The organism is Micromonospora sp. C28ISP2-4 (assembly GCF_030519385.1).
Lineage (GTDB): Bacteria > Actinomycetota > Actinomycetes > Mycobacteriales > Micromonosporaceae > Micromonospora > Micromonospora tulbaghiae.
Genome location: NZ_JAUMKG010000001.1, coordinates 592,359 through 616,018, shown reverse-complemented (window position 1 = coordinate 616,018; position 23,660 = coordinate 592,359). Strand labels below are relative to the sequence as shown.

22 protein-coding genes are annotated in these 23,660 nt (G+C 70.5%); 16 read left to right on the top strand and 6 right to left on the bottom strand.

Annotated elements, in window-relative coordinates; translation table 11 throughout:
- Positions 1-6: 6 nt before the first annotated feature.
- The 5 genes from Q3W68_RS02900 to Q3W68_RS02880 are packed head-to-tail and all read left to right on the top strand — an operon-like array spanning position 7 to position 7,051.
- The gene (locus Q3W68_RS02900; RefSeq protein WP_302903965.1) at positions 7-2,568 is read left to right on the top strand and encodes a Z1 domain-containing protein; all 2,562 of its coding nucleotides are present in this window, start codon (positions 7-9) and stop codon (positions 2,566-2,568) included.
- Entirely contained in the window at positions 2,565-3,551 is a 987-nt protein-coding gene (locus Q3W68_RS02895; RefSeq protein WP_302903964.1) for a PD-(D/E)XK motif protein, read from the top strand. Before Q3W68_RS02900 ends, Q3W68_RS02895 begins: the two co-directional genes overlap by 4 nt.
- Positions 3,548-5,419, top strand: a complete 1,872-nt coding sequence (locus Q3W68_RS02890; RefSeq protein ID WP_302903963.1) for a hypothetical protein — start codon at positions 3,548-3,550, stop codon at positions 5,417-5,419. The genes Q3W68_RS02895 and Q3W68_RS02890 overlap by 4 nt, the downstream gene beginning before the upstream one ends.
- A gap of 52 nt (positions 5,420-5,471) precedes the next feature.
- Positions 5,472-6,296 (top strand): hypothetical protein, encoded by an 825-nt coding sequence (locus Q3W68_RS02885; RefSeq protein ID WP_302903962.1) that lies wholly within the window; start codon positions 5,472-5,474, stop codon positions 6,294-6,296.
- Positions 6,293-7,051 (top strand): hypothetical protein, encoded by a 759-nt coding sequence (locus Q3W68_RS02880; RefSeq protein WP_302903961.1) that lies wholly within the window; start codon positions 6,293-6,295, stop codon positions 7,049-7,051. Before Q3W68_RS02885 ends, Q3W68_RS02880 begins: the two co-directional genes overlap by 4 nt.
- Here the strand turns inward: Q3W68_RS02880 and Q3W68_RS02875 are convergent.
- Positions 7,021-8,115, bottom strand: a complete 1,095-nt coding sequence (locus Q3W68_RS02875) for a DNA cytosine methyltransferase (RefSeq protein ID WP_302903960.1) — start codon at positions 8,113-8,115, stop codon at positions 7,021-7,023. The two genes, Q3W68_RS02880 and Q3W68_RS02875, sit on opposite strands and share 31 nt — an antisense overlap.
- Positions 8,116-8,442: 327 nt before the next feature.
- The gene (locus Q3W68_RS02870) at positions 8,443-9,699 is read right to left on the bottom strand and encodes a helix-turn-helix transcriptional regulator (RefSeq protein WP_302903959.1); all 1,257 of its coding nucleotides are present in this window, start codon (positions 9,697-9,699) and stop codon (positions 8,443-8,445) included.
- A 251-nt stretch (positions 9,700-9,950) separates the two neighbouring features.
- Here Q3W68_RS02870 and Q3W68_RS02865 point away from each other — a divergent pair, with 251 nt between their 5' ends.
- The 3 genes from Q3W68_RS02865 to Q3W68_RS02855 are packed head-to-tail and all read left to right on the top strand — an operon-like array spanning position 9,951 to position 10,667.
- Positions 9,951-10,181, top strand: a complete 231-nt coding sequence (locus tag Q3W68_RS02865; RefSeq protein WP_120571460.1) for a hypothetical protein — start codon at positions 9,951-9,953, stop codon at positions 10,179-10,181.
- Positions 10,178-10,420, top strand: coding sequence for a DivIVA domain-containing protein (locus Q3W68_RS02860; protein ID WP_091418926.1), 243 nt, complete (start codon positions 10,178-10,180; stop codon positions 10,418-10,420). The genes Q3W68_RS02865 and Q3W68_RS02860 overlap by 4 nt, the downstream gene beginning before the upstream one ends.
- Positions 10,413-10,667: a hypothetical protein gene (locus Q3W68_RS02855; protein WP_302903958.1), complete on the top strand. Its 255-nt coding sequence runs from the start codon at positions 10,413-10,415 to the stop codon at positions 10,665-10,667. The genes Q3W68_RS02860 and Q3W68_RS02855 overlap by 8 nt, the downstream gene beginning before the upstream one ends.
- Positions 10,668-10,811: 144 nt before the next feature.
- Here Q3W68_RS02855 and Q3W68_RS02850 read toward each other — a convergent pair whose 3' ends face one another.
- Complete coding sequence (locus Q3W68_RS02850; RefSeq protein ID WP_302903957.1) at positions 10,812-11,402, bottom strand: flavoprotein; 591 nt, start codon at positions 11,400-11,402, stop codon at positions 10,812-10,814.
- 199 nt (positions 11,403-11,601) lie between these two features.
- Between Q3W68_RS02850 and Q3W68_RS02845 the strand changes: the two genes are divergently transcribed.
- A complete protein-coding gene (locus Q3W68_RS02845) occupies positions 11,602-12,429 on the top strand; it encodes an SAM-dependent methyltransferase (protein ID WP_302903956.1) in 828 nt (275 codons plus the stop codon).
- A 59-nt stretch (positions 12,430-12,488) separates the two neighbouring features.
- On the opposite strand, the gene Q3W68_RS02840 is transcribed toward Q3W68_RS02845, so the two are convergent.
- Positions 12,489-13,256: a hypothetical protein gene (locus tag Q3W68_RS02840; protein WP_302903955.1), complete on the bottom strand. Its 768-nt coding sequence runs from the start codon at positions 13,254-13,256 to the stop codon at positions 12,489-12,491.
- A 166-nt stretch (positions 13,257-13,422) separates the two neighbouring features.
- Between Q3W68_RS02840 and Q3W68_RS02835 the strand changes: the two genes are divergently transcribed.
- The 5 genes from Q3W68_RS02835 (at position 13,423) to Q3W68_RS02815 (ending at position 17,726) form a co-directional block, all read left to right on the top strand.
- On the top strand, positions 13,423-14,715 hold the full coding sequence (locus Q3W68_RS02835) for an AAA family ATPase (RefSeq protein WP_302903954.1): 1,293 nt from the start codon (positions 13,423-13,425) through the stop codon (positions 14,713-14,715).
- A gap of 75 nt (positions 14,716-14,790) precedes the next feature.
- Positions 14,791-15,030 (top strand): hypothetical protein, encoded by a 240-nt coding sequence (locus Q3W68_RS02830; RefSeq protein ID WP_302903953.1) that lies wholly within the window; start codon positions 14,791-14,793, stop codon positions 15,028-15,030.
- A 67-nt stretch (positions 15,031-15,097) separates the two neighbouring features.
- Complete coding sequence (locus Q3W68_RS02825) at positions 15,098-15,403, top strand: DUF6403 family protein (protein WP_302903952.1); 306 nt, start codon at positions 15,098-15,100, stop codon at positions 15,401-15,403.
- Complete coding sequence (locus Q3W68_RS02820; protein ID WP_302903951.1) at positions 15,400-16,749, top strand: hypothetical protein; 1,350 nt, start codon at positions 15,400-15,402, stop codon at positions 16,747-16,749. The genes Q3W68_RS02825 and Q3W68_RS02820 overlap by 4 nt, the downstream gene beginning before the upstream one ends.
- Complete coding sequence (locus Q3W68_RS02815) at positions 16,746-17,726, top strand: hypothetical protein (RefSeq protein ID WP_302903950.1); 981 nt, start codon at positions 16,746-16,748, stop codon at positions 17,724-17,726. Before Q3W68_RS02820 ends, Q3W68_RS02815 begins: the two co-directional genes overlap by 4 nt.
- Positions 17,727-17,753: 27 nt before the next feature.
- On the opposite strand, the gene Q3W68_RS02810 is transcribed toward Q3W68_RS02815, so the two are convergent.
- Positions 17,754-18,320, bottom strand: a complete 567-nt coding sequence (locus Q3W68_RS02810; protein WP_302903949.1) for a snapalysin family zinc-dependent metalloprotease — start codon at positions 18,318-18,320, stop codon at positions 17,754-17,756.
- A 67-nt stretch (positions 18,321-18,387) separates the two neighbouring features.
- Entirely contained in the window at positions 18,388-19,158 is a 771-nt protein-coding gene (locus Q3W68_RS02805; protein WP_302903948.1) for an SDR family oxidoreductase, read from the bottom strand.
- Between the two features lie 99 nt (positions 19,159-19,257).
- Between Q3W68_RS02805 and Q3W68_RS02800 the strand changes: the two genes are divergently transcribed.
- Together Q3W68_RS02800 and Q3W68_RS02795 are read left to right on the top strand one after the other, a co-directional pair.
- Positions 19,258-20,106, top strand: a complete 849-nt coding sequence (locus Q3W68_RS02800; RefSeq protein WP_302903947.1) for a helix-turn-helix transcriptional regulator — start codon at positions 19,258-19,260, stop codon at positions 20,104-20,106.
- Positions 20,107-20,276: 170 nt separating this feature from the next.
- Positions 20,277-23,621 (top strand): AAA family ATPase, encoded by a 3,345-nt coding sequence (locus tag Q3W68_RS02795; RefSeq protein ID WP_302903946.1) that lies wholly within the window; start codon positions 20,277-20,279, stop codon positions 23,619-23,621.
- Positions 23,622-23,660: the final 39 nt, after the last annotated feature.

The window sequence follows — 23,660 nt, the reverse complement described above, 5'->3', positions numbered from 1 at the left end:
TGGATCTTGGGCCTGTACACCGTCTTCGCAGACTGGGCCAGGCGAAACGGCATCGAGGCAGCGGTCCTCAGTTTTTCGGAGTCGTTGTCCGAAGATCTTGTCGAGAAGTTTCGAGTTCAGTTCGAGGCCGACAAGGCGAAGGTGCAGGCTGGTGGCCCGCCGATCATTACGGCGGGGTCGGACGACTGGTACAGCGGTCCCGGAGAATCCGACCGCTACTGGCTGGCGTTGAGGGACCGCTTCGAAGCCGAAGGATGGCCCACTGGACGTATCTCCTCCGTGGATCACTCGTCCAGTACGGTCGTGGCGCACACGCCGCGACCGGACCGGACCAAGTGGGACTCGAAGGGTCTCGTGGTCGGATACGTGCAGAGCGGGAAGACGACGAACTTCACGGCCGTCGTCGCCAAGATGGCCGACGTGCAGTATCGCCTGGTCATCGTCCTCTCCGGTATTCACAACGGGCTTCGCCGCCAGACGCAGGTGCGCCTGGACCAGTATCTGAAGGACCTCAACCCCGACCGTTGGGTGACGCTGACGGAGGCGTCGCGGGACTTCGTGAAGCCTTCGCACGACGCATCGGCGGCTCTCAGCCCGGAGAAGACCGTTCTGGCCGTCGTCAAGAAGAACGCCGCTGTCCTGACCAAGCTCATCAGGTGGTTCGACACACCCAACGGACGGAAGGCACTCGAGTCCGCGCCGGTGTTGATCGTCGATGACGAGGCCGACCAGGCGTCAGTGGCGACCGGTCGCATCAATCCGCTCATCCGGAGACTGCTGAGTCTCATGCCGAGGTGCACGTACGTCGGGTACACCGCGACACCCTTCGCCAACGTCTTCGTCGACCCCGCCCAGGACGACCTGTATCCGAAGTCGTTCATTCTCAACCTGCCGCGTCCTGACGGCTATTTCGGACCGGAAAAGATCTTCGGTCGGGATGCGGTCGAATGGGAGGCGGGCGACGAGCAGGGTCCGCCCGACGGCTACGACATGGTGCGTCTCGTTGCCGAGGAGGACGTCCCTCTGTTGCGTCCCGGCAGCAAGGAGCCTGCGGACGGGTTCGCCCCGACGATGATCGACGAACTGGTCAAGGCCGTTCACTGGTTCTGGCTGAGCACGGCCGCGCGTCGGGCCCGAGGGGACGACGGACACAGCACGATGCTCATCCACACGTCCGTCAAGATTGCCGTTCACGAAAGCTATCGAGCCCCCCTCGAGGCGCTTCGGAGGAAGGCCCGGGCGGGACTCGCCTCCGGTCGGCCTGAGGTGATCGACCGTTGGCGGAACTTGTGGGCGGCGGAGTCGGAACGCGTGCCCGCAGAAGACTTCGGCCGCGAGCAGAACTCGTTCGACGAGGTTCTGCCACATCTGGCCGACGTCATCGCCTCGACGCGGGTCGTCCTGGACAACTATCGGAGCCAGGATCGGCTCGACTACTCCGAGCCCTCGGTAGTGGCAATCGCAGTCGGAGGAAACACCCTCTCCCGTGGGCTGACCCTGGAAGGTCTCGTCGTCAGCTTCTTCGTGCGGGGGGCGACGGCGTACGACACGCTGCTTCAGATGGGTCGCTGGTTCGGGTACCGCACCGGGTTCGAGGATCTGCCGCGCATCTGGATGACGCCGAGCCTGGCAGCCGCGTTCCGACACCTGGCGACCGTCGAGCACGAGATGCGTGACGATATCGACCGCTATCAGCGGGAGAACCTGACGCCGACCCAGGTGGCAGTCAGGATTCGCACGCACCCGGCCCTCCGGATAACGGCCAAGATGGGTGCCGCGCAGGCGGCGTTCATCTCGTATGCAGGCCGTCGCCTACAGACGCGGTACTTCCGGCACCGGAACGCCGACTGGCTCGACAGCAATCTCCAGGCCGCTGAGAGTTTCGTCCAGGAGGCCATGCTGCACGGTCGGCTGGACGATGACGTCCGCGGCGCCCGGCTGATCCGAGACGTACCCGTGTCGTTCGTGAAGACCTTCCTGTCGCGTTATGAGGTGCATGAGGACTCGCCGGACCTCGATCCCGCCCTCATGATCAAGTATATCGACCGGCAGTTGACGAGTGACCGCCCGAGCCTGGCTACCTGGTCCGTCGCCGTGGTCATAGGTGAAGGGTCGGCGGCGAAGCTGGGAGGCCTGAACGTCAGGTACTCGGTCCGGTCTCGTCTCAACGACGGCCAGGGCGAACGAGCTGACATCAAGACGCTGATGAGCAAGCAGGACCGAGCGCTCGATCTCGGCCTGACGCTCGCCAAGGCGCGCGCACTGAGCGAGAGCGACCTGGTGAAGCTGCGTAACAGCGACCCGGTCTGTCGTGACCGAGGGCTGATCGTTCTCTATCTGATCGAGCCGCAGAGCGAGCCCGTGAACCCGCACCAGGGCAACCAGAAGACTTTGCCGCTACGTACCGCGCTCGGTGCGGTGGGACCAGTGGTCGGTATGGGCATCACCTTCCCGGGAGACGTCCGGACGAAGAGCATCCAGGCCAGCCATGTCGCCGTGGATCTCACCGACGTCGAGAGTGAAAACGTCGACGAGGCGCTCGACGTCGACACCGAGGAGATGGCATGACGGAGATCGAACCGACCATGCTCGAAAGAGCGTGGGCGGTACTGGTGCCGCCGCGCGTGAAGGAGCTCGCATCCTTTCCGCTCGATGTCCGGTCCGGGGTGCAACCCTGCCGGGTGGCGACGGACACCGTGGGCAACCGTCACCTTCTCGTTCCGGCCGACGGTGAGGCGGTCACAGCTGATCCCCGGCCGGCGGTGCTCGGGACGGCGATCCGCAAGCTCGCCTTCGACGGGCCTGCCGTGACCTACCTCGACATCTCGTGCGGGGAACCGGACCTCTTCTCGGAGTTCGACGAGGTCGTCATGGATGTGCTGGAAGCTGTCTCCGTCGCCCACCGGCCCGCTTCGGCGGCGATGAGGACCGTGACGCGATGGCGACGGCTTTTCCGGAGCCGCCTCCTCCGTGGCCTGTCCCGCCAGGCCAAGTTGGGGCTGTTCGCGGAGCTGAGCATGCTCTCCTCTCTCGTCCAAGCGGACCCCGGATTTCCTGTGGAGGCGTGGCGGGGACCGCTCCGCGAGCCGCACGACTTCGAGGCGGCTGCCCGATGCATCGAGGTGAAAGGTCTGAGCAACGGGAGCGACGGCATTGTCGTGCACGGGCTGGAGCAGCTGAACATCCACGACGACCGGCCACTGGACCTTGTCCTGCTAAGAGTGGCGGAAGATCCGGATGGTCGGAGTGTGAGCGATCTCGTCGAGCAGCTCCGGGAGGCCGTGGCATCCCGGGCTGATCTCGGGGCGCGCCTGTCGGCGGCAGGCTGGTCCCAACAGCCCGACAGGCCCGACCTCGACACGTTCGCGGTCGAGGAGGTACTCAGGCTCGCAGTAGGCCCCGGCATACCCCGGATCGTCCCGTCATCGTTCGTCGGCGGCGCCCTTCCGTACGGCGTCGGAGAGCTGAGTTATCAGGTCGACCTCGCCGCGTTGCTTCCGCTCAGCGCCGGCGCATCCCTGACCGAGATCGCCGAGGAGGCGGTTCGTTGAGCGGCCATTGGTGGTCACAGCCATTTGCGCCGGAAGGGTCGGCTGCCGCAGAGGGCATCGTCAAGCAACTGGGCAGGCCGGCACTCGACCCGCTCACCGTGCTGGTGAGAGAGGCCGCGCAGAACAGCTGGGACGCCCGGCTCCCGGACGGCCCTGTGGAATTCGGGATCGACGTTCGCGTGCTGGGAGACGACGTAGGAGCATGGAGAAGCCTGCTGCTGCCGGGACCGGTCGCGGAGTCAGCCCTCGACCTGGACGTAGCTCTGAGGGCCGACGCCGCGGTGCTGGTCGTCTCAGACCGGAACACGCGAGGTCTCGGCGGGCCCCTTCGTGCCGGGAAGCGAGCGAGCGACGGCACGATACCGGATTTCGTGCAGTTTCTTCGTAACGTCGGAGAACCGAGCGACCATCAGTTCGGCGGTGGCACGTACGGTTTCGGCAAGGGCATCTTCTACCGGCTCAGCCGAGTCGGAGCCATTCTCGTGGACACCAATACGGCAGCAGGCGGCCCGACCGGACGCCGATTGATGGGCGCCGCCCTCGGCCACAGCTGGTATCGCGAGGACCGACGCTTCACGGGCCGGCATTGGTGGGGCCAGGTGGCGACCGACGACGTGCCGGACCCCCTGTTGAACCGGGATGCCGACGCAGTAGCGGACGCTCTTGGACTACCAGGCTTCGCCGACGGCCGCACCGGGACCGACATCGTGATTCTCGTCGCCAACCTGGGTCTCGCCGGGCCGGAGCCGGATTCCCGTGAGAGGACACCGGCCGAAGCCGCGACCTTCATCACCTCGTCGGTCTTGTGGAACTTGTGGCCGAAGATGGTTCCGGATGAGCACCACAGTCGGATGCGCTTCGCCGTGGGTGTCGACGGCTCGTCAGTTCCAGTTCCGGCTCCTGACACGATCGATGACCTGGCACCCTTCGTCGAGGCGCTGCGAGATGTCCGGGCAGGAAGAGGAGTGGCCTACGCACGCACCGTTCCGCCGAAGCATGCGGGCTCCTTCGCGATGGCATTGGGGGCCGCCGACGGCGGAAGCCGCCGGTTGTCGGTGACAGCAGCGAGGCCGTTCGAAGGGCCGTCCCACCACGTCGCCCGGATGCGGGTCGCTGAACTGGTGGTGGACTACATGCCGGGTCCGTCGCACCCTGACTCGCGCCTCTCGTACGGCGCGGTGTTCAAGGCGTCCGAGGACGCCGATGAGCTGTTCGCGCAGTCTGAACCGCCCACACACGACGACTGGATATCCAAAGGACTCAGTGGCTCCGCTCGAGGTGTCGTGCTCGGGGCGCGCACCTTCGTGAACAAGCAACTGGACGAGAAGCTCGGTCTCGGACCGCAGGCCGGCGGCTCAGGCGGCCAAGGTCTCGGCGAACTCTCGGTCATGCTCGCCGGCATCGTGCCCGCCCGCCTAGACACCGCTCACAAGGCCGGAGGATCTGCGCGCGGCGGCCGTTCCGGCTCAGACGCGGGGCTGGGTTCCTCGTCGGGCGGCGGAACTTCCGGAGCTACCCGGTCGCAACGCGGTGGCAAGGCGCGGTTGACAGGTGCGCCGTCCCTGCGGATTCATCAGGGGTACCCGTACCTCGTGGCACAAGTCAAAGTACCCGCGGACTCGCAGACGAGGATTGTGACTGCGGACGTCGAGGTGGTCGTCGAGGGGGGAGGTCGGGAGAACGAACCGCCACTGGGTGCCGCCCTCCCGCAGGTCATGCAATGGCAGTCCGCCAACGGGGACGTCATTCAAGGGAGGAGTATTCAAGTGCCACCGGGTGAGGAGTCGGAGTGGTACGTGTACTCCACCTACCTGCCCGACGCCGTCGTGCGTTTCCGTGTGAGTCAGGTGGCCTCCAGTGCCGGCTGAAGTCCGCCCTTATCTCGTCCCTGAGGCCGGCACGGTGGTCTGGCAGCCATGGATGTTGCTCGACGGCCATGAGTGGGGTCCACTGCCGGACGAGTTGGAGGGTTGGGACCCAGGCACGGACCTTCGTGTGGCGCGGCGGGTCCAGGTCGATGCGGCAAGGTTCTTCCAGGAGACGGGAGTCGAGCTCCGGAATGTCGCCTTGGCCGTTTCCTGGACCAGTTCGACGACGAACATGACGGAGGCCGCTCCTCCGGCACGATTCGACGCGGCAGGCGGTGCGGTCGTGGACACGATCCTCGTGGGGGAGCGCGTTTCGGGTGTGCTGACACTGCGGACAACAGTCAGCCTTGTTAATCCACCGGCCGGTCGAGCGGTAGGAGTTGCCGTAGTCCCCGGATCCGTACTGGCCGAACAGGTCCAACGGGTTGTCCTGGAGAACGTCTCCTCCATGTTCCCCGTCAGCGAAATAGACTTCTCGCAGACTCGCCTGTCACCGACCGCGAGCTGGCACCTCGAGACCAGCACCGATCTGGTCGCCTCGTTCTACGGAACGTTCCGGGTGCTCATCAACAGACGCGACGGGGAACTGAGCGCCGCTGTCGCCCGCGGCGCCAGGGACAAGAGGCAACAGGCGTTGCTCGACGAGCTTCAGGCGGGGGTCGCCGGGTTGCTTGTCGAACTCGCGCTACATCTGCGCGACGACCTCGCCGATCGTGACGAATGGCCGCCCGACAGTGTCGGAGATGTCCTTTCCAGAATCCTCGCAGACGCGCCGCTGTCGATCACAGCTCCACCCTCGCCGGTGGATCTGGCGGAATTCAGGACACAGATCTCCGGGGCGGTCAGGCGTCTCGGGAAGGGGCGTGTGTTCCGGTGAGCGAACTCTGGCCACATCTACCGGCGGTCGTCAGCGCGGCGATGTACCTTCAGGTCAAAGAGGGAAACAATCTCGACCCTCGCTCGAGTCATCCGGACCAGATCTGGGCTCCTGTAGGCGGTCGCGTACCCTCCCGCCGCATTCGCGAACTCGGCGATGCGCTCTCGTCTCTCGGCGAGCGGTACGGCTTTCCCGAGTCGGCGGCGCCTGAGGCGCGAGTCGCCTTCGATCGGGATGCGGCCCCGATCGTGCGCGGCCATATGGATTTGTCGTGGGCTGAAGCCGGCAACCGGGATCTCTGGTCGTTCACCTCGTTGGTCGCTTTGCCGCACCTGACCAAATGGCGTTTCGGGACGGAAAACCGAGAACGATGGGTAGCGGTAGACCTGACCAGGCACACCTGGGCGAGGCTGTGGTGGCAGGCTGTCGTCTTTGCAGACCATGAGGAAATTCTTGCCGCCCTCAGCGAGAGCGACCTCAATCAGCTGCTCGAGCGTCGCAGCATCGGTGGCGACCCCCGCCTGGTGCTCGAGATCGCTCGCGCCGTGACCGGGTTCTCCGGAAACGCTCCCCGCCGAGCGGTCATTCGGGATGTCACGCTGAGGCTCATGCGATACCTGGCATTTGTCGATGTCAGGGCGTTGACCGATCAGCAGATTCGCGACCTGTGTTCCCTGCTGATGGCCGAAACCCTCAGGCGGTTACCGCATGACGGCCTCCCTCATCAGCGACGGGACAACGTGTCGGCAATGTGATCTGCCAGTGCCGTTGCCAGTTCGACGGGTACGGCGTTGCCGATCTGCCGGGCGATCTGAGTCTTGGAGCCACACCACTTGAAGTCGTCCTTGAAGCCTTGCAGCAGGGCTGCTTCGTGGTGGCTCAGAGCCCGGTGCTCCTCGGGGTGGAGGTAGCGCCCTTTCTCCGGCTTGAAGAACTCGGTCCTGATGGTCACCGAGGGGCTGTCCCACCGAAGCCGGCCGAAGACATCCATGCCTGCTGTCCGGTCCACCCAACAAGGAGGAAGAAGATGCCGGGGGATGCTTCTCCGGTCACCCTCTGGTGGGATGTGTGTCATCCGCTCGAGCGAGACGGCGGTGTACTTGCGTGCGAAGTCCAGGTCTGACGCCTTGAAGACGCCTGGCACCCTGGCGTCGAAGAACCGGTCCGTGTCGCCCGGGAGTTCCGTGTTCTCCGGGTTCACCGAGTTGCGCAGGCCCCAAATCGCGTCTCGCACCGTCCGCCAGTTCTCCCGGGGAACGTCCCCCGTGGGCACGTCGATGACAGGGTAATCCTTCAATGTGCCGATGACAATGAAACGCTTGCGGAGCTGCGCGGCGCCGAAATTAGTGGCTACAACTGACCTGTATCTCAATGAGTAGTTGCTGAGCAGCCCTCCGGGTTCGGTCATCTCTCGCAGGCTGTGGAATTGGCCCGACTTGCCGAACTGCGGCACGTTCTCGAGTAGGAATGCCTTGGGTTGGATCTTGGTCAGGGCCTCTACGTAGTGACGCCACATCGAGTTGCGCGGATCGCCGATGTCGCGTTTGCCCAGGTTCGAGAACCCCTGACAGGGCGGCCCGCCGATCACGACGTCGGCATCTGGTAGATCCTTCTTGACCCAGTCAGCAATGTCTCCGCGATATACGTTCTTTTCGCCGAAATTCGCAGCGTAAGTTGCTGCCGCGGCGAGATCGAACTCAACTGCGCCTACCGTGCGGTATCGGTCGGTCCCGTGGAAGCCGGACGTCAGGCCGCCGCAGCCGGCAAAGAGGTCGACGACTCGAAGCTTGTCCGACCCGCCCTGCAGATGGTTCGTCATTCGCTCCTCCTGCCGGAAGAATCTGCCCTGCAGAGGTGGCCAAGGGCTGCGGAGCAATGATATTGAGCTGATATGTCGCTGTCGCGAGGGCGCGCGGGCTGCCTGGTGGCGGGAGCGATGATCTCTTCCAACCAACTCTTCCTTCGTCGAACAGGACCTGCGCGTCGCGCCCACCGTACAGACCGCCGCCGACATGAGGCTCTCAGGCCGCTGCGGTCCCTCAGGCAGGGAGCACGTGTGGCCAAGCAGAGTAACCGAAGGCGACGCGCCGGGCCGAGGGGCGGCAAGCAAAGCTCCGCTTGGTGGTACCTCGGCTGGCAGGTTGCCTCAGGCAAGGAGTCCTGCCCGCGACGCCAGCGGGCGCAGACCCGGCGTCGCGGCTCGCTTGTCCTCCGCCACGAGGTCGAGCAGGAGTGTTCGAGCTTGCACGTTCGCATGCACCGCCTCCGCGGCAACCCGCTCGGCTTCGAGGAGATGCAGCACCGCCGTGGACCTGTCCGCCGAGGAGGTGAAGACGGCCGTCGCTAGATCGACGTGCACCTGAGCGCGTCGTCCGACAACGGCGGTGGGCAGGCGAGACGTGTCGATGCGCTCTCCGATCTCCAGCGCCTGAGCCGCATTCCTGGCGCGGACGGCGGCCGAGACGGAGTGGATGGCGACGTTGGTTCGGCCGAAGGCGGTCCACAGCCGATTCTGTTCCGTGTCCAGCTCTGTGGCCAGCTCTTCCGCCTGCGAGAGGTGCTGCGCAGAGTCCTTGATGTTTCCCTGCCCTGCGGCCAGGAGGGCGGCCAGGAGCAACAGCGCACCACGGGCGGAGATCAGGTCAGGATTGCTTCTGTGACCGTACGTAGCCAGCCGATCTATGCTCGCCTGTGTGATGCTCTCGGCCTCGGCGGCGCGGGCCGGCATTCGTATCAGGCCGCAGGCGGCCTGATACGCGGAAATCGCGACGAGAGCCTGATCGTCGCTGAGTCGTGCTGCGGTGGCGGCTCGGTCTGCACTCAAGAGGGCTGTCTCGCCGTCGCCGACCTTGGCCGCGAGCTTGGCGGCTGCGATGTACGCAACGGCAAGAAGTCGGAAGACGTCTCTTTGATGAGCGCCGGACGTTCGACCGGACAACTCGACCGCCTGACGCAGCACATCTGGCAGCAGGCGGGCGGCGGTCGAGTAGCTGGCTTGTTGATAAAGGGTGTGGACACGGCTCACGGACCGGCGGAGCTGGACGGCGGACTGAGCCGGTCGGGCCGGCAGAGCGAGGTAGTCGGTCAGAAAACCCCGAAGGCCGCTAAGAAGGTCTGACCGCGTGGCAGCTGCACCGCTGGCGTCGTAGTCCTGTGTCGCGTCTCCCATAGCCTGTCCTCGGCGCCTGACCACTGATACGTCGGCGAGCATGTCATCGACCTCGTCGAGCGTAACGCTCAACGCGAAGGCGATGCGGGTTCGATGCCACGGGTGCGGATCGGTCTCCGCGTTTTCCCACCTCACCACGGTGGACCGCTCCACACCCAGGATGTCGGCCAGGCGCTCCTGGCTGTACCCGAGAGCCTTTCGCCGCTGACAGAGCCGCTGCCGCTTGAGGGCCACGCCCGGCCTCCCTCCGTTCCGTCGTCAATGTAGTCACAATCCGTCAATCTTGCGGGGCGCTGAATGCCTCATTTCTGCGCCATACGGGCGTCTTCGACGCTGTGGCCTCTCGTTCTGCCTGGCGTGAGGCTGGACGCATGGCCCGGGGCGGGTGCTGGGCTCCAGCGGTACCGCGTCCCCCGATCGCGGCTCCCGCCGTCCCCGCCCGCTCCGGCGCCAATCCACCAGATCCAACCCGGAGGCGCCTGCCGATGTCCGTCGTACTCGCCGACTTCCCCGTCCTCACCCCGGTCACCGACGAGGACGTGCTCGTCGCCGCGCTGGCCGTGCGCGTACACGTGCCCGAGCACTGGCCGCAGGGACCGATGTGCCGCAGCGAGCGCGTCCCGTACCCCTGCCGGCTGGCCCGGTGGGGGAGGGCGACGCTCGCCGCGGCCGGGCTGCCCGACGAGGCCGTGGCGGCCGGGACGGCGGCGTCGTGATCTACGTGACCGGGGAGCGGGTGCAGGCGTACCAGGTGCGCAGTGCCTTCTTCGACACCCGCTGGCGTGGGCTGGACCCGGCGCAGGTGCACGACTATCTGTGCCGGGTCGCCGACGAGATGGATCGCCTGCACCGGGAGCTGACCACGGCGCGCACCGAGTCGGAGCGGGTCCGCCAGGCGCTGCGGCAGTGGCAGTCCCGCCACAACGGCTGCCGTCGACGCGGCCACGATGGCTGAGCCGCGCTGGATCGTCCATCTGCCGACCGCGCTGACCAGCCGGGACGCCGCCGTCGAGCTGGCCGCCGCGCTCGCCCGGTCGCTCGGGCACCTGGATGCCGTCGACTTCGGTGAGACGACGCTCAGCGAGGAGGACGCGCAGCACCTGCGGTACCGGGTCTGGTGCGACATGCGGCTGCCCGGCGGCGGGCGCTGTGGACTACAGGATGGCCACGGAGGGTCGTGCGGGGCGACGGAGCTGCGCTGACGCCGGTGATCTGCACCCGGCTGCGCCCGTAGCTCATCGGCAACCGCGACTCGTCGGTGCTGCACGACCATGTCGGCCGGCTTCTCGACACACCGGGCCGGGCCGCGACCCGAGACGACGGCCCTGGTCCTGTCGCTCCGACTGTCAGTTGCCCCGTTCGCGCCAGGCGCTGCGTCGCGCCGGACGCAACGCGTCGACCACCGCCGCCCAGCCGCTCGAGGTCATCTCGTCCGGATCCCGCAGCACATCTCCGTCGTGTATGACGACTCCCGCCTCGCGCAACCGCCGCAGGTTCGGCCCGTAGGCGGGGTGCGCGGCGAGCGTTGCCTTCACCCGGGGGAAGACATGCATCGGCACGCCGGTCCCGAGCAGCTCGTTGATGATTCCCAGCGCCAGCGTGTCGCTCGCCCCGGTCGCCCACTTGTTCAGCGTATTGAACGTGGCGGGCACGACTGCGGCGCAATCGGCCGGCGGGTGCGGCTCGGGATCGCCGGGCCGACGCCACTGTGCGCGTACCGGATAGCCGGTCTGTTCGGCGAGCACATCGCAGTCGAGCCAGATCGCGGCGATCGGGGTGGCGATCACGCAAGTCCGCCAGCCGTCGGCCATCAGCAGGTCGGCGAGTTCGCCGATCCGCTGGGCCGGTGGTGCGGCGCAGACGACGAGGTAGAGCACCGGCGCTTCACTCATGCCCGCAGTCTTACCTGGCGCGTCGTTGAGCAGGGCCTGCGCCACTGACGAATCCGTCAGGAAGGGGCCCGTGCCTTGAATCCGGTCCGGCGGCGGTCGGCGTGCTTCGGCGTGTCGATCGATGAAAGTCCTGGTGACGGACCGGTCCGCTGGGAGCGGTCCCAAACGGGGCGACCATCCACCCTGTACGGTCGCTACACTCCCCGAAACGCCCGGAAACGCCACACGGAGTCTGGAGACGCCTGTGACCCGCGACAAGGCCGCACCGCCCGGAATCGACGTCACCATTCCCAGCGTGGCCCGGGTCTACGACTACTTCCTGGGCGGCAAGGACAACTTCGAGGTCGACCGGAAGGTCGCCGAGCACGCCCTGCGGATCACGCCGGACGGGCCGGCCGCCGGTCAGGCGAACCGAGCCTTCCTGCGCCGAGTGATCCGCTACCTCGTCACCGAGGAGGGCATCGACCAGTTCCTCGACATCGGGTCGGGGCTGCCCACCCAGGGCAACGTGCACGAGGTCGCCGTCGAGCACAACCGGGCGGCCCGGGTGGTGTACGTGGACAACGACCCGATCGTCCTGGCGCACGGGCGCGCGCTGCTCGCGGCGGAGGGCACCGCGACGGTGATCCAGGCCGACATCCGGGAACCGGAGGAGATCCTCAACGATCCGGACGTACGCCGGTTCCTCGACTTCGACCGCCCGATCGGGCTGCTGCTGTTCGCGATCCTGCACCACATCGGCGACGACGAGGACCCGCGATCGGTGGCGGCGGCGCTGATCGACGCGCTGCCGTCCGGCAGTTACGTCGCGATCTCGCACTTCCGTGACCCGGGTGAGCGGGATCCGGAAGGCTCCCGCAAGGCCCGCGAGGTCGAGCGGGTGTTCAACGAGTCGCTCGGCACCGGCCGCTGGCGTACCGACGAGGAGATCCTCGCCTTCGCCGACGGGCTGACGGTGCTGGAGCCGGGCCTGGTGCCGCTGGCCGAGTGGCGTCCGGACCCGGACGCGCCCGCCCAGCAGCAGACCGACACCTACCACACCTTCGTCGGACTGCTCGCCCGCAAGCCGTAGGCTCGCGGAGGCTGCGAGCCCTCCGGGTATGGAAGGCCCGGCCGGCGGGTGCGGACACGTCAGCCGGACTCCTCTTCGCCCCCCTCGAACCGTGCCAACGCGCCGGACAGATCCTGCAGGAACGTGTCGACCTGGACGCGGTAGTAACCGTGCGCGACGAGCGGCAACTCGACCAGGGCGCGTTCGACCTGTGCCTTCGCCGCGAGGCGCAGCAGGAAGTCCTCCGACCGCAGTGCCTCCCGGCCCTTCTGCACGAGGGCGTCGACGGCAGCCTGGTCGTATCCGCGTGCTTCGATCGGGAAGTGGACTGAGTCGAAACGCTGCCGGACGAGCCGGCGGTGGTCGGTGAAACGACTGCCGCCGTACCGAGCGAGGGCGTCGGCCACCTGGTCCGTCTTCTCCCGGACGTCGTGCACTTCGAGCAGGACCATGCAGGGCCGGTCGTCCAACGGGCTGGAGTGGGTCAGCGGGAGGTCGAGGGTCGACGTGGCGGCGGGTACGAGCAGCAGCAACGGTGATGGCATCCTCTTGTCGGACAGAACCGGAGGTGGCTGGTACAGGATCAGGTGTTCGATCTCCGCCCAGGGCAGCAGCCGGTTCAGCTCGGCTGTCCGGACGGTCAAGCCTTCGAAGCTGATGTGGAACCGGAACGGCCGGGCCACCTCGACGATGCCCGCGACGCCTACGAGCATGACGAGCCCGCCGAAGATCAGCCCGCCGATCAGTCGAAGGGTGCTGCCGGCCAGCCCGGCCAGCACCATGCAGAAACCGAACGGCAGCAGGACGAAGCCGATGCCTATACCGGCGCGACTGCGGTGAAGGCCCATCGTCTCACCCGCGCTTCCCCGTCTTTCTGACTCAGAGCGTGACAGTCGGGTGCAAGTTGATCGATGAGGCAGACGGTGCGGCCTCCCTGGCGCCGGCGCGGTCCAGGCCGAGACGTGTTAAGAAGGGGCCCCGCCTCTACCGGAGACGTTAAAAGGGGGCCCTTCCTTGCACGAAGCCGAGCAGGTGATCCAGCGTGTGCTGCGGGATCTGCGCGACGGCACGCACCGTGGCGTCGTGGTGGACTCGCCTCCCGGTGCCGGGAAGTCGACCCTCGTGGTCCGCGCCGCGATCGAGACCGCCGCCACCGGCGATCCGCTGATGATCGTGGCGCAGACCAACGAGCAGGTGGACGACCTCATCGACCGGCTCGGCCGCAGGGCGCCGGAGCTGCGCGTCGGGCGGCTCTCCGCGACCGACTACCGGCCCACCGAGCGGGTCACCGCCCACCCGGCGGTCCGGGTCGCGGCGAAGGTCGCCGACCTGGGCGGGCCGGCGGTCACCATCGGTACGGCGGCCAAGTGGGCCACCGTCACCGAGGGGAGCTGGCCCTGGGCGATCGTGGACGAGGCGTACCAGATGCGCGCCGACGCGCTGCTGCGCGTGGCGGGGCGGTTCGAGCGGGCGCTGTTCGTCGGCGACCCCGGTCAGCTCGACCCGTTCAGCACCGTCGAGACGTTCCGCTGGACCGGCCTGACCTGGGATCCGATGCAGTCGGCGGTGGCCACGCTGCTGCGGCACAACCCGGAGCTGCCGGTGCACCGGTTGCCGGTGTCGTGGCGGCTGCCCGACTCGGCCGCCCCGGTGGTGTCCGCCGCGTTCTACCCGTTCACCGGGTTCCGCGCCGGGACCGGGCCGGCCGACCGGGCGCTGACGTTCACCGAGCCCGGCGCCGGTGACGCCTACGACGCCTCGGTGGAGGTGGCCGCCGCCACCGGCTGGGCGTTGCACGAGCTGCCGGCCCGGCACACGGTGCGTACCGATGGAGAAGCCGCCGCGGCCTGCGCGGAGCTGGCGTTGCGGGTGCTGCGGCGCGGCGCGGTAGCGGTCAGCGAGTCCGCGCCGGGCGGCGCGCCGGTCACCGCGGACCGGATCGCCGTCGGGGCCGCGCACCGCGACCAGGTCGCGGCCATCCGGTCCCGGCTGGGCGCGGCCGGGGCGGGCATCACCGTGGACACCGCCAACCGGCTCCAGGGCCGGGAGTACGACGTGACGATCGTGCTGCACCCGCTCTCCGGCCGGCGGGACGCGACCGCGTTCCACCTGGAGTCGGGGCGGCTGTGCGTGCTGGCGTCGCGGCACCGGCACGCCTGCGTGGTGGTGGCGCGGGCCGGGATCGGTGAGCTGCTCGACGCGTACCCGTCGACCGAGCGCGTGCACCTGGACGTGCCGGTGAAGTTCCCCGACGGCTGGGAGGCCAACCAGACGGTGCTCACCCACCTCGATGCCCACCGGGCATGACGAGGGGCCGTCGCGGCAGGATCGGTGGACCGTTCGGATCTTCCGGCGTTCGCGGCCGGTGGGCACGATGGCCGGATGCATCCTCACGATCCCTATCAGCAGGATCCGTACCAGCACCAGGCGTACCCGCAACAGCCGTACTATCCGTCGCCGGCGTACGTGGAGCAGCCGAGCGAGGGGATGAGCAGGTGGGCGATCGTCCTGTGGGTCACGGTGCCGGCGCTGCTGGTGATCCTGTGCTGTGCCGGATGCGTCGTCTCCGGGTTCGCGGGCGGGTTCATGGAGGGCTTCAACGAGGGCTACTCGTCGTCGTAGGCGGCGGACCGGCGCAGGCCACCGCCCTCGCCGCGCGGCGCTGGCGGCGGTGCGTTAGACAGAGATCATGACCGCGAGCGTGCTGCAGTGGCTGGGCGGGGGTGTGGTGGCGGTGGCCGCGGGTTTCCTCGCCGCGCTGCTGCCCCGGCGGCGGGCCCGGGCGGAGGGCCGGCGGGTCGCCTGGTCGTCGGCGCGGGCGGCGATCCACGACGCCACAGTCAGCCGGGACGCGTCTCCGGCGAGCGTTCCGGAGGCCGAGCGGCTGCTGGCCCACGCCGAGCTGCTCGCCGCCGGACGCGGCGGCGCCGACGCGGCCCGCGCGGCGGCCGAGCACGCCCGCCGCGCCGACGAGCTGTGGCGGGCCGGGCGATGACGAGGGTACGCCGGGAGCTGCTGCGCTGGTCGCTGCTGGCCGCCGCGGCGGCGGTGCTCGTGGTGTTCCTGGTGGCGCAGCGGCAGAGCGTGGAGGTCAGCTACGGGCGTTCCCCGTCGACAGCCGCGCTGCCGGAGGGCTCGGCCGGGGAGCTGAGCGACGCGAGCGTGCCCTCGGTCGAGGAGATGACGGCGCTGGTCGCGGCCGAACCGGTGGTGCGGCTGCCGGGGGCGGTCGCGCGCTGGGACGAGCAGCGGGTCCGGGCCGCCATCGGTGACCGGGGCACCCGCATCCTGGTCGCCCCGCCCGGTCTGGACGAGGCCGAACGCCGGCGGGTGAAGGACGTGGAGAGCGCCGAGATCCGGATCGTCGGCACCGAGGTCAGCGGCGGCATCTACGTGGCCTCGCCGGACGACCTGCCGGGCTGGCGGGCCCGGTTCGCCACCCGCGACGTGACCGGCCCGCTGCTCACGCTGCTGGCCACGCTGCACGACCAGCCCACCCCGCCGGACGGCGACGACCTGCGCTGGCGGGAACCGACCGGCCCCGAACTGGCCCCGGTGGTCGCCGCGCTGCGCGCCACCGGCCGGTACGTGGCCGCCGGTGCCACGATGCCCCGGCTGCCGGAGAAGGCGGCGGGCACCGCGTTCCCGGACGGCGCCTGGTTCGTGGTGCTGCCCGCACAGCCGTACGGGGAGCCGCTGCCCGCGTACGGGCCGGCGCTGCACCGGCTCGCCCCGGACCAGCCGCTGGTGGTGATGTACGGCGACTGGATCGAGTACCACGGTCCGGGTGCGGCGTCGTTCGCCGAGGTGGCCGGCGCGAGCTTCTACGCCCAGTTCGGCAGCCGGCTCGGCCGTTACGCCTATCCCCAGCAGAACGTGCTCGGCGCGTATCTGGCCCAGGTCACCGACGTGCGGTACGCGGGGCTGTTCGACCGCCCGCTGCCGTACCGGCCGTTCGACCCGCTGCGGGTGGCGTTGCCGGCGCTGCCCTGGATCTTCGCCGGGTGCGTGGCGGGTTTCGTGGTGCTGTCCATCCGTACCGTCCGGGGGTCCGGCCGCCGCCCGGCCGACGTCGGTCCCGGTGGCACGCCGGCGCGGCTGGCCGGGCTCTCGGCGCTGGCTGTGGAGTTGTCGCTGCTCACCGACGCGCGCAGCGACCCGGCGCTGGTCCGGGGCGTGGGCCGGTTGCGGGCGGCCCGGGACGCGTTCGACGAAGGGCTGCCCGACCGGCACGTACGCGAACTGCTCGCCGACGCGGCGGCCGAACTGGACGACGTGGCGCGGGACGTGCGGATGCCCGGCTACCGGCCGGACGTCTACCTGCGGGCGAGGCTGTCGTGAGCCGCGTCGCGACCCGTCCCGAGCGGTCGGCGGCCCGCCGAGGCGTGGCGACGGCCGGCCCGCGCGGGCTGCCCGGGCGCCTGGTCGGTACCGCGTTCGGCCGGGCCGCGCTCGCCTGCCTGGCGCTGGCCGGCTGGGCGCTGTGGACCGGCGGCATCCTGGACGGGCCGGCCGCCCGGCAGGTACGCGGCTCGTCGGTCTACGCGGCGCCCGGGGTGGACCTGGACCGGGCCGCCGCCGAACGGGTGATCGGCAACCGGCGGCTGGTGGTGCTGATCATGGAGCCGGGCGCCGACCTGCGGGAGGCGTGCGACGCCACCGAGCGCGCCACCCAGGGCACGCTGGTGCTGGCGATGAGCCGCGACGGCGAGGACTGGGACACGTACGGCTGCTCCCGTCTCGGCGGCGACGGCCCGCGTGACCTCGGGCGGGCCATGGTCGTCGAGACCACTATCAGCCGGGGCGCCGATGCGTTCGTGGACCGGCCGGTCGAGGCGCTGAAGGTGATCGTGCTCAACTACGACCGGCTGGTCCGGGCCGGTCTGGTGCCGGACGGCGCCCGTACCATCAGCCCGTCGTTGCCCCGTTACCTGCTGGCCGGCGGCGCGGTGGCCGGGGTGGTGGCCGGTGCGGCGGTGCTCTGGTTCGGCGGTCGCCGGGCCGGTCGGCTGGCCGACGCGCGGCGGGCCGGGCGGGACGCGCGCGCCGACGAACGGGCCGCACTGGGCGCCGCCACCGCTGTTCTCGCTCAGCAGATCATCGACCTGGACCGGTACGTCGGGCCGGTCGCCCCGGCGCACCGGCGGCTGGCCGCCGACTACGTCGGCCTGCTCGACGAGGTGTCCGGCGTGGGCGGTGACGCCGAGGCGTTGCGCCGGCTCCGGGAGCGGGTCGAGGAGCTGAGCCGCCGCGCGGCGGACCTCGCCGACGACGCCGCGTCCGGCCGGCGCCGGACGCGCGGACGGGGCCGGCGGTGAGCCGCCGACCCCGTCGTCAGTGCGTCGTCAGCGCTGGGCGCCCACCGTCGAGGCGGCCGGCCAGCTGCCGGTGAAGACCTGGGCGGGCGTCGCGCTGCGGGCGGCGAAGCCGAACAGCGAGTCGACCCGGGCGGCCTCGGTGGAGCTGGGGTACGGGTTGGTGCAGCTCGTGCCGGCGCTGCCACCGGACATGAGGATGGCGCAGTTGCCGTTGTAGTTGTCCGGCAGGCCGAGGATGTGGCCGATCTCGTGCGTCATGATGCGCAGCGCCGAGTACTGCTGGGCCTGGTTGTAGTCGATCACCACGCGGCCGTTGCCGAGGCTGGTGCGCTGGGCGTACGAGCCGCCGCCGTAGGTGTAGGTGATCCGCAGGTTGGACCCGCACTGAGCCATGTTGATGTTGTTCGTGTAGTTGTTCCAGATCGCCGCCGCCTGTACCGCCGTGTTGGCGAACGGGCCGGCCTGGCTGATGTTGTAGCAGACGTTGCGGACGGCGGCGGAGGCCGGAGCCGGGTTGACGGCTACCGCGCCGAGCGCTGCCAGCGTCGCGGCCGCGAGGGTGGCGAGGATCCGGGACAGCTTGGGCGTACGCATGGTTCACACTCCTTGGGATGGGGGGTGAGCGGAACGTCGCCAGCCTATAGATAGGTATCTATCAATATCAAGGGGTGGACGCATGCGGATCGGTCGCGTTCACGGTGGCGACGACCGCGTCGTACTCGCCGCGCGCCTCGGCGTGGCGGAGGAACTTCACCCGCTCGACCTGGATCTCCGTCGCGTCCGGCTGCGCCTCCAGCAGCGCCATCACCTCGCTCACGAACTCGTCCAGCGGCATGGCGACCTCGTTGCTCTCGTGGCCCGGCAGCAGCCCGGTGCGTACCGCGGGCGGCACCAGTTCCAGCACCCGTACGCCGGTGCCGGCCAGGTTCAGCCGGATCGACTCGCTGAGCATGTGCACCGCCGCCTTGGAGGCGTTGTAGCTCGGCGTGACCCGCAGCGGCACGAACGCCAGACCGGACGAGACGGTGACGATCGTGGCGTCGCCGCGCTGCCGCAGGTGCTCGACGAACGCGGCGATCAGCCGGATCGGGCCGAGCACGTTCGTGGTCACCACCTCCTCGGCCGAGGCGAGGAACGTGTCCGGCGAGCGCCAGTCCTCGATCCGCATCACGCCCGCCATCGTCACCAGGACGTTGAGATCGGGGTGCTTCGCCAGCACCCGGTCCGCGGCGGCGGCGATGCTCGCGGGGTCGGCGGTGTCGATCGTGACGGTGTCCAGGCCGGGGTCGGCGGCGGCGATCTCGTCGAGCAGCTCGGTACGCCGGCCCCCGATGATCACCGTGTTGCCCCGCTCCCGCAGGGCGAGCGCCAGGGCCAGGCCGATCCCGCTGGTGGCGCCGGGAATGAAGATCGTGTTTCCGGAGATGTCCATACGGCAAGCCTGCGGTGTCCGGTGGGGCGGGTGAAGAGATCGCTGATCGGGGGATCGCGGATCCCTGGCTCCCGGCGGAGCGCGGCGGATACTCGGATCATGGACCGCCAAGCCCTGGCCGAATTCCTGCGCCGCCGCCGCGAGGCCCTGCGCCCCGGCGACGTCGGACTGCCCGAGGGCGCCCGCCGCCGGGCGCCCGGCCTGCGGCGGGAGGAGGTCGCGTCGCTCGCCACCATGTCCACCGACTACTACACACGGCTGGAGCAGCGGCGCGGCCCGCAGCCGAGCACGTATCTGCTCGGCGAGCTGGCGCGGGCGCTGCGGCTCACCGCGCACGAACGCGCGTACCTGTTCCGGGTCGCCGGGCACAGCCCGCCCGAGACGGTCGCCACCGGCGGGCACGTCGCGCCGGCGCTGCTGCGGGTGCTGGACCGGCTGACCGACACCCCGGCGCTCATCCTGTCCGACCTCGGCGAGACGCTGGTGCAGAACCGGTTGGCGGCCGCGCTGTTCGGAGACCGCTCCGGCTACACCGGACTCGCCCGCAGCGAGGTGTACCGCTGGTTCACCGACCCGGCCGAACGGGAGCGCTACCCGGTGGAGGACCGTGACCGGCAGAGCCGGGCCCAGGTCGCCAACCTGCGTGCCGCGTACGGGTCGATGGGCCCCCGGTCCCGCGCGGGCGAGCTGGTGCGGGTGCTGCGCGCGGCCAGCACCGAGTTCGCCGAGCTGTGGGAGCGGCACGAGGTGGCGCAGCGCTTCGCCGACCACAAGACGCTGATCCACCCGGAAGTCGGGCCGATCGAGCTGGACTGCCAGGTGCTCTTCACCGAGGACCAGTCACAGGCGCTGCTGGTGCTCACCGCCGCGCCGCGCAGCGAGGCCGAGGAGAAACTGCGACTGCTCGCCGTACTCGGACACGAGCGGTTCCCTTCCGACGCGCCGTGACCCGGGCACAGCAACCGTCGTGCACACTGCCGAAGTGCGCGATCCGGCGTATTTGCCGGTGGTTCGCCGAACAGGGACCGGCCGCCTGCCCGGCGCGCGCGCACGTCGTCGCCGACGCGCGGCTCTGAGGGATCCTCCTTGTCGGACCCTTCGGCTAGCGTCGTGAGGTCATGGAGCCGCGGTTCGGCCAACACCTCATCGGGCGGGAGCATCCCGCTGCGCTGCTGCGCGCCGAGGTGGCCCGGCTGGTCGACAGCCACGGCGGTCTCGTCCTGGTCACGGGCGAGCCGGGCATCGGCAAGACCACGCTGGTCTCGGCCGCCGCCGACGAGGCCCGCCGCAGCGGGGCGCTGGTGCTCGGCGCCGCCTGCTGGGACTCCGACACCGCCCCCGACTACTGGCCGTGGGTGCAGGTGCTGCGCCGCCTGGCCCGATCCGCCGACGATCCGCGCGGGGTGCGGGAGGCGGCCGACGCGGGCCTGGCGGCGCTGCTGGGCGAGCGCGCGGCGGGCGACATGGCCGCGCCGGGTGATGGCGCCGAGCCAGGTGACGCCGGCCGGGCCGAGTTCGACAGGCACGACGCGGTGACCGCCGCCCTCGTCGCCGTCGCCCAGCACCGGCCGGTCGCCGTGATCCTCGACGACCTGCACTGGGCCGACCCGGCGTCGCTGCGGCTGCTCCAGTTCGTCACCCAGCACGCCTGGTTCGAACGGTTGCTGCTGATCGGCACCTACCGGGACGCCGAAGTCGAGTCCGGCGAGCACCCGCTGCGCCCGTTGCTGCTGCCGCTGACCGCCAAGGCCACCACTGTCACGCTCGCCGGGCTGGGCCGCGCCGAGGTGGCCGCGCTGATGGCCCGCACGGCCGGCCGGGAGCCCGACGGGAGCCTGGTCGACGAGGTGCACCGGCGCACCGGCGGTAACCCGTTCTTCGTGGAGCAGACCGCCCGGCTCTGGCACACCCACGGCCTCACCGACACCGTGGCCCCGGGCGTGCGGGAGGTGGTACGTCGCCGGCTCGACCAACTGCCCGCCCCGGTGGTCGAGGCGCTCACGGTGGCCGCGGTGCTCGGCCGCGAGTTCGACAGGGGGACGCTTGCCGCCTGCGTACCCGCCCCGGTCGCGCAGGTCGACCGGCTGCTCGGCCGCGCCGCGGCGGCCCGGCTGGTGCTGCCCCGCGACGGCGGCCGGTTCGTCTTCGTGCACGACCTGGTCCGCGAGACGCTCTACGACGGAATCGCCGAGGGCGAGCGGCGGGTCCGGCACGCGGCTGTGGTCCGGGCCGTCGACCGGTCGGACGCGCTCGCCGGCGGGCTCAGCCCGGCTCACCTGGCCCGGCACGCCTGGCTGGCCGGTGCCGAGCTGGAGCCGGAACGCGCCGGTGACCTGCTGCTGGCCGCCGCCCGCGACGCCGGGGGCCGGATCGCGATGGACGAGTCGGTCCGGCACTACCGGCGCGCGCTCGAACTGACCGGCGAGCCCGGCCGGCGGGTCCGGGTGCTGCTGGAACTGGCCGGGCTGCTGCACCACACCGGCCCGCCGGCCGAGGTCGAGCGGCTGCTGGCAGAGGCCGCCGCGCTGGCCCGGGAGCTGCCCGATCCCGGCGTGCTGACCCGGGTGGCGCTGATCGCGCACCGGCAGCGCTCCGCCACCCGCCGCCGGCTCGACGCCGCCGAACTGATCCGGGAGGCGTACCGGCGGTTGATCGCGGAACCTGAGCCGGAGCGGCCGGTACGCGCGCTGGTCACCGACCTGATCACCGCCACCGAGACGCTCGCCCGGCACGGCCGCGACGACGAGGCGCTCACCTTCAGCCTGTGGGCCCGCCACGACACCACCTGGGGGCTCGGCACCGCGCCGGAACGAGCAGTGGTCACCGCCGAGATCCGGGAGGTGGCCCGTCGCAGCGGCGACCGGGAGACCGAGCTGTGGGCCACGGCGCTGCGCTGGGTCGCGTTGCTGGAGCTGGGCGACCCGGGCTACCGGCACGAGCTGACCGCGTTCGTGACCGGCGCGCAACGCGCCGACGTCGCCCGGCAGCGGGTGGCGGCGATCGCGGACAGCGGGATCATCGCCGCCTTCCAGGGTGACCTCGCCACCGCCGAGGCGTGCTTCGCCGAGGCGGAGAGCTACCACGAGCCGGCGCACTCCGACCACGCCTTCATGACGCACCACATGCGCTGGTCGGTGCTGCTGCTGTACGGCCGCGTCACCGAGGCCGAGGCGGTGCTCGACCAGGTGGGCACCGGACACCCGCAGGCCGAGCTGCTCCGGGCGATCACCGCCGCCGAGCGCGGCGACGCGGCCACCGTGCTGCGGCTCACCGTCGCGATCGAGGCCGCGGGCACCGCGTACCCCCGGTCGGTGTCGCCGCTGTGGCTGCGCCTGCGGGCGCAGGCGGCGGCCCTGGACGGCGACCCGGCCCGCTGCGCGGAGGTACGGGCCGACCTGGCCCCGCACCGCGGGCAGTGGACGGCGGCGCTGTTCGGATGCGACATCGGCGGCCCGGTCGACCTGTGGCTGGCCATGGTGGACGCGGCCGACGGCCGGTGGGACGACGCGGTCGACGGTTACACAGCGGCCCGGGACGCGGCCGACCGGTTGGGCGCCCGGCCCTGGTCGGTCCTGGCCCGGGCCGGCCTGGCGAGCGCGCTCGCCGGGCGCGACCGGCCGGGCGACGCGGCCGAGGCGCGGCGGCTGTGTGCCGGGACGGTGGCCGAGGCGCGGGCGCTGGGCATGGCCCAGGTGGTGGAGCGGCTGGGCGCGGCCGGTCCGGTTCCGGCGGCGGCCGGCGCCCAGCCGACGGCGTCCGCCCTGGTCGCGCCCCCGGCCGCCCGGCTCGGCGCGGGCGCTCCGGCGCTGGTCGCCGCGTCGTCGCAGCCCGGCCGCCGGACCGCGTCGGGTCTGTCCCGGGCGGGTGTGGTCCACGGGCGGTCGCCCGACCCCGGCGCGGGCGGTGCGGACGTGATCCGGCCCGAGTTCCGGCCGGACGGGCCGGTGTGGCGCCTCGCGTACGACGGCGTCGTGGTGCACCTGCCCGACGCCAAAGGGCTGCACGATCTGCGCCTGCTGCTGAGCCGGCCCGGCGCGGACGTGCCCGCCGTCGAACTGCTCGACCCGGCGGCCGGTCCGGAACTCGTCGCCGCGCGCCGTCTCGGTGCCGATCCGGTGCTCGACGACGAGGCGAAGGCCCGCTACCGGCGGCACCTGCGGCGGCTCGACGACGAGATCGACCGCGCGGCGGCCCGCGACGACGGGCGGCGGCTGGCCGAGCTGGACGCCGAGCGCGCGGCGCTGCTCGACCAGTTGCGGGCCGCCGCCGGGCTGGCCGGGCGCACCAGGCGTCTCGGTGACCAGGCGGAACGGGCGCGCAAGGCGGTGACCGGGCGGATCCGGGACACCCTGCGCCGCATCGACGAGCGGCATCCGGCGCTCGCCGCCCACCTGCGCGAGTCGGTCACCACCGGCGGCGCCTGCCGGTACCGGCCGGCCGAGCCGGTGCCCTGGCGGCTCTGACCCGCGAGGTGGCGGGGCCGCGTGGACCCCGCCACCGGT

Coding starts and splice junctions, on each gene's coding strand:
- Q3W68_RS02795 (WP_302903946.1), top strand. CDS start 20,277: ATGGAGCCGCGGTTCGGCCAACACCTCATCGGGCGGGAGCATCCCGCT.
- Q3W68_RS02820 (WP_302903951.1), top strand. CDS start 15,400: ATGACGAGGGTACGCCGGGAGCTGCTGCGCTGGTCGCTGCTGGCCGCC.
- Q3W68_RS02810 (WP_302903949.1), bottom strand. CDS start 18,320: ATGCGTACGCCCAAGCTGTCCCGGATCCTCGCCACCCTCGCGGCCGCG.
- Q3W68_RS02885 (WP_302903962.1), top strand. CDS start 5,472: ATGTTGCTCGACGGCCATGAGTGGGGTCCACTGCCGGACGAGTTGGAG.
- Q3W68_RS02825 (WP_302903952.1), top strand. CDS start 15,098: ATGACCGCGAGCGTGCTGCAGTGGCTGGGCGGGGGTGTGGTGGCGGTG.
- Q3W68_RS02875 (WP_302903960.1), bottom strand. CDS start 8,115: ATGACGAACCATCTGCAGGGCGGGTCGGACAAGCTTCGAGTCGTCGAC.
- Q3W68_RS02865 (WP_120571460.1), top strand. CDS start 9,951: ATGTCCGTCGTACTCGCCGACTTCCCCGTCCTCACCCCGGTCACCGAC.
- Q3W68_RS02830 (WP_302903953.1), top strand. CDS start 14,791: ATGCATCCTCACGATCCCTATCAGCAGGATCCGTACCAGCACCAGGCG.
- Q3W68_RS02800 (WP_302903947.1), top strand. CDS start 19,258: ATGGACCGCCAAGCCCTGGCCGAATTCCTGCGCCGCCGCCGCGAGGCC.
- Q3W68_RS02805 (WP_302903948.1), bottom strand. CDS start 19,158: ATGGACATCTCCGGAAACACGATCTTCATTCCCGGCGCCACCAGCGGG.
- Q3W68_RS02840 (WP_302903955.1), bottom strand. CDS start 13,256: ATGGGCCTTCACCGCAGTCGCGCCGGTATAGGCATCGGCTTCGTCCTG.
- Q3W68_RS02895 (WP_302903964.1), top strand. CDS start 2,565: ATGACGGAGATCGAACCGACCATGCTCGAAAGAGCGTGGGCGGTACTG.
- Q3W68_RS02855 (WP_302903958.1), top strand. CDS start 10,413: ATGGCTGAGCCGCGCTGGATCGTCCATCTGCCGACCGCGCTGACCAGC.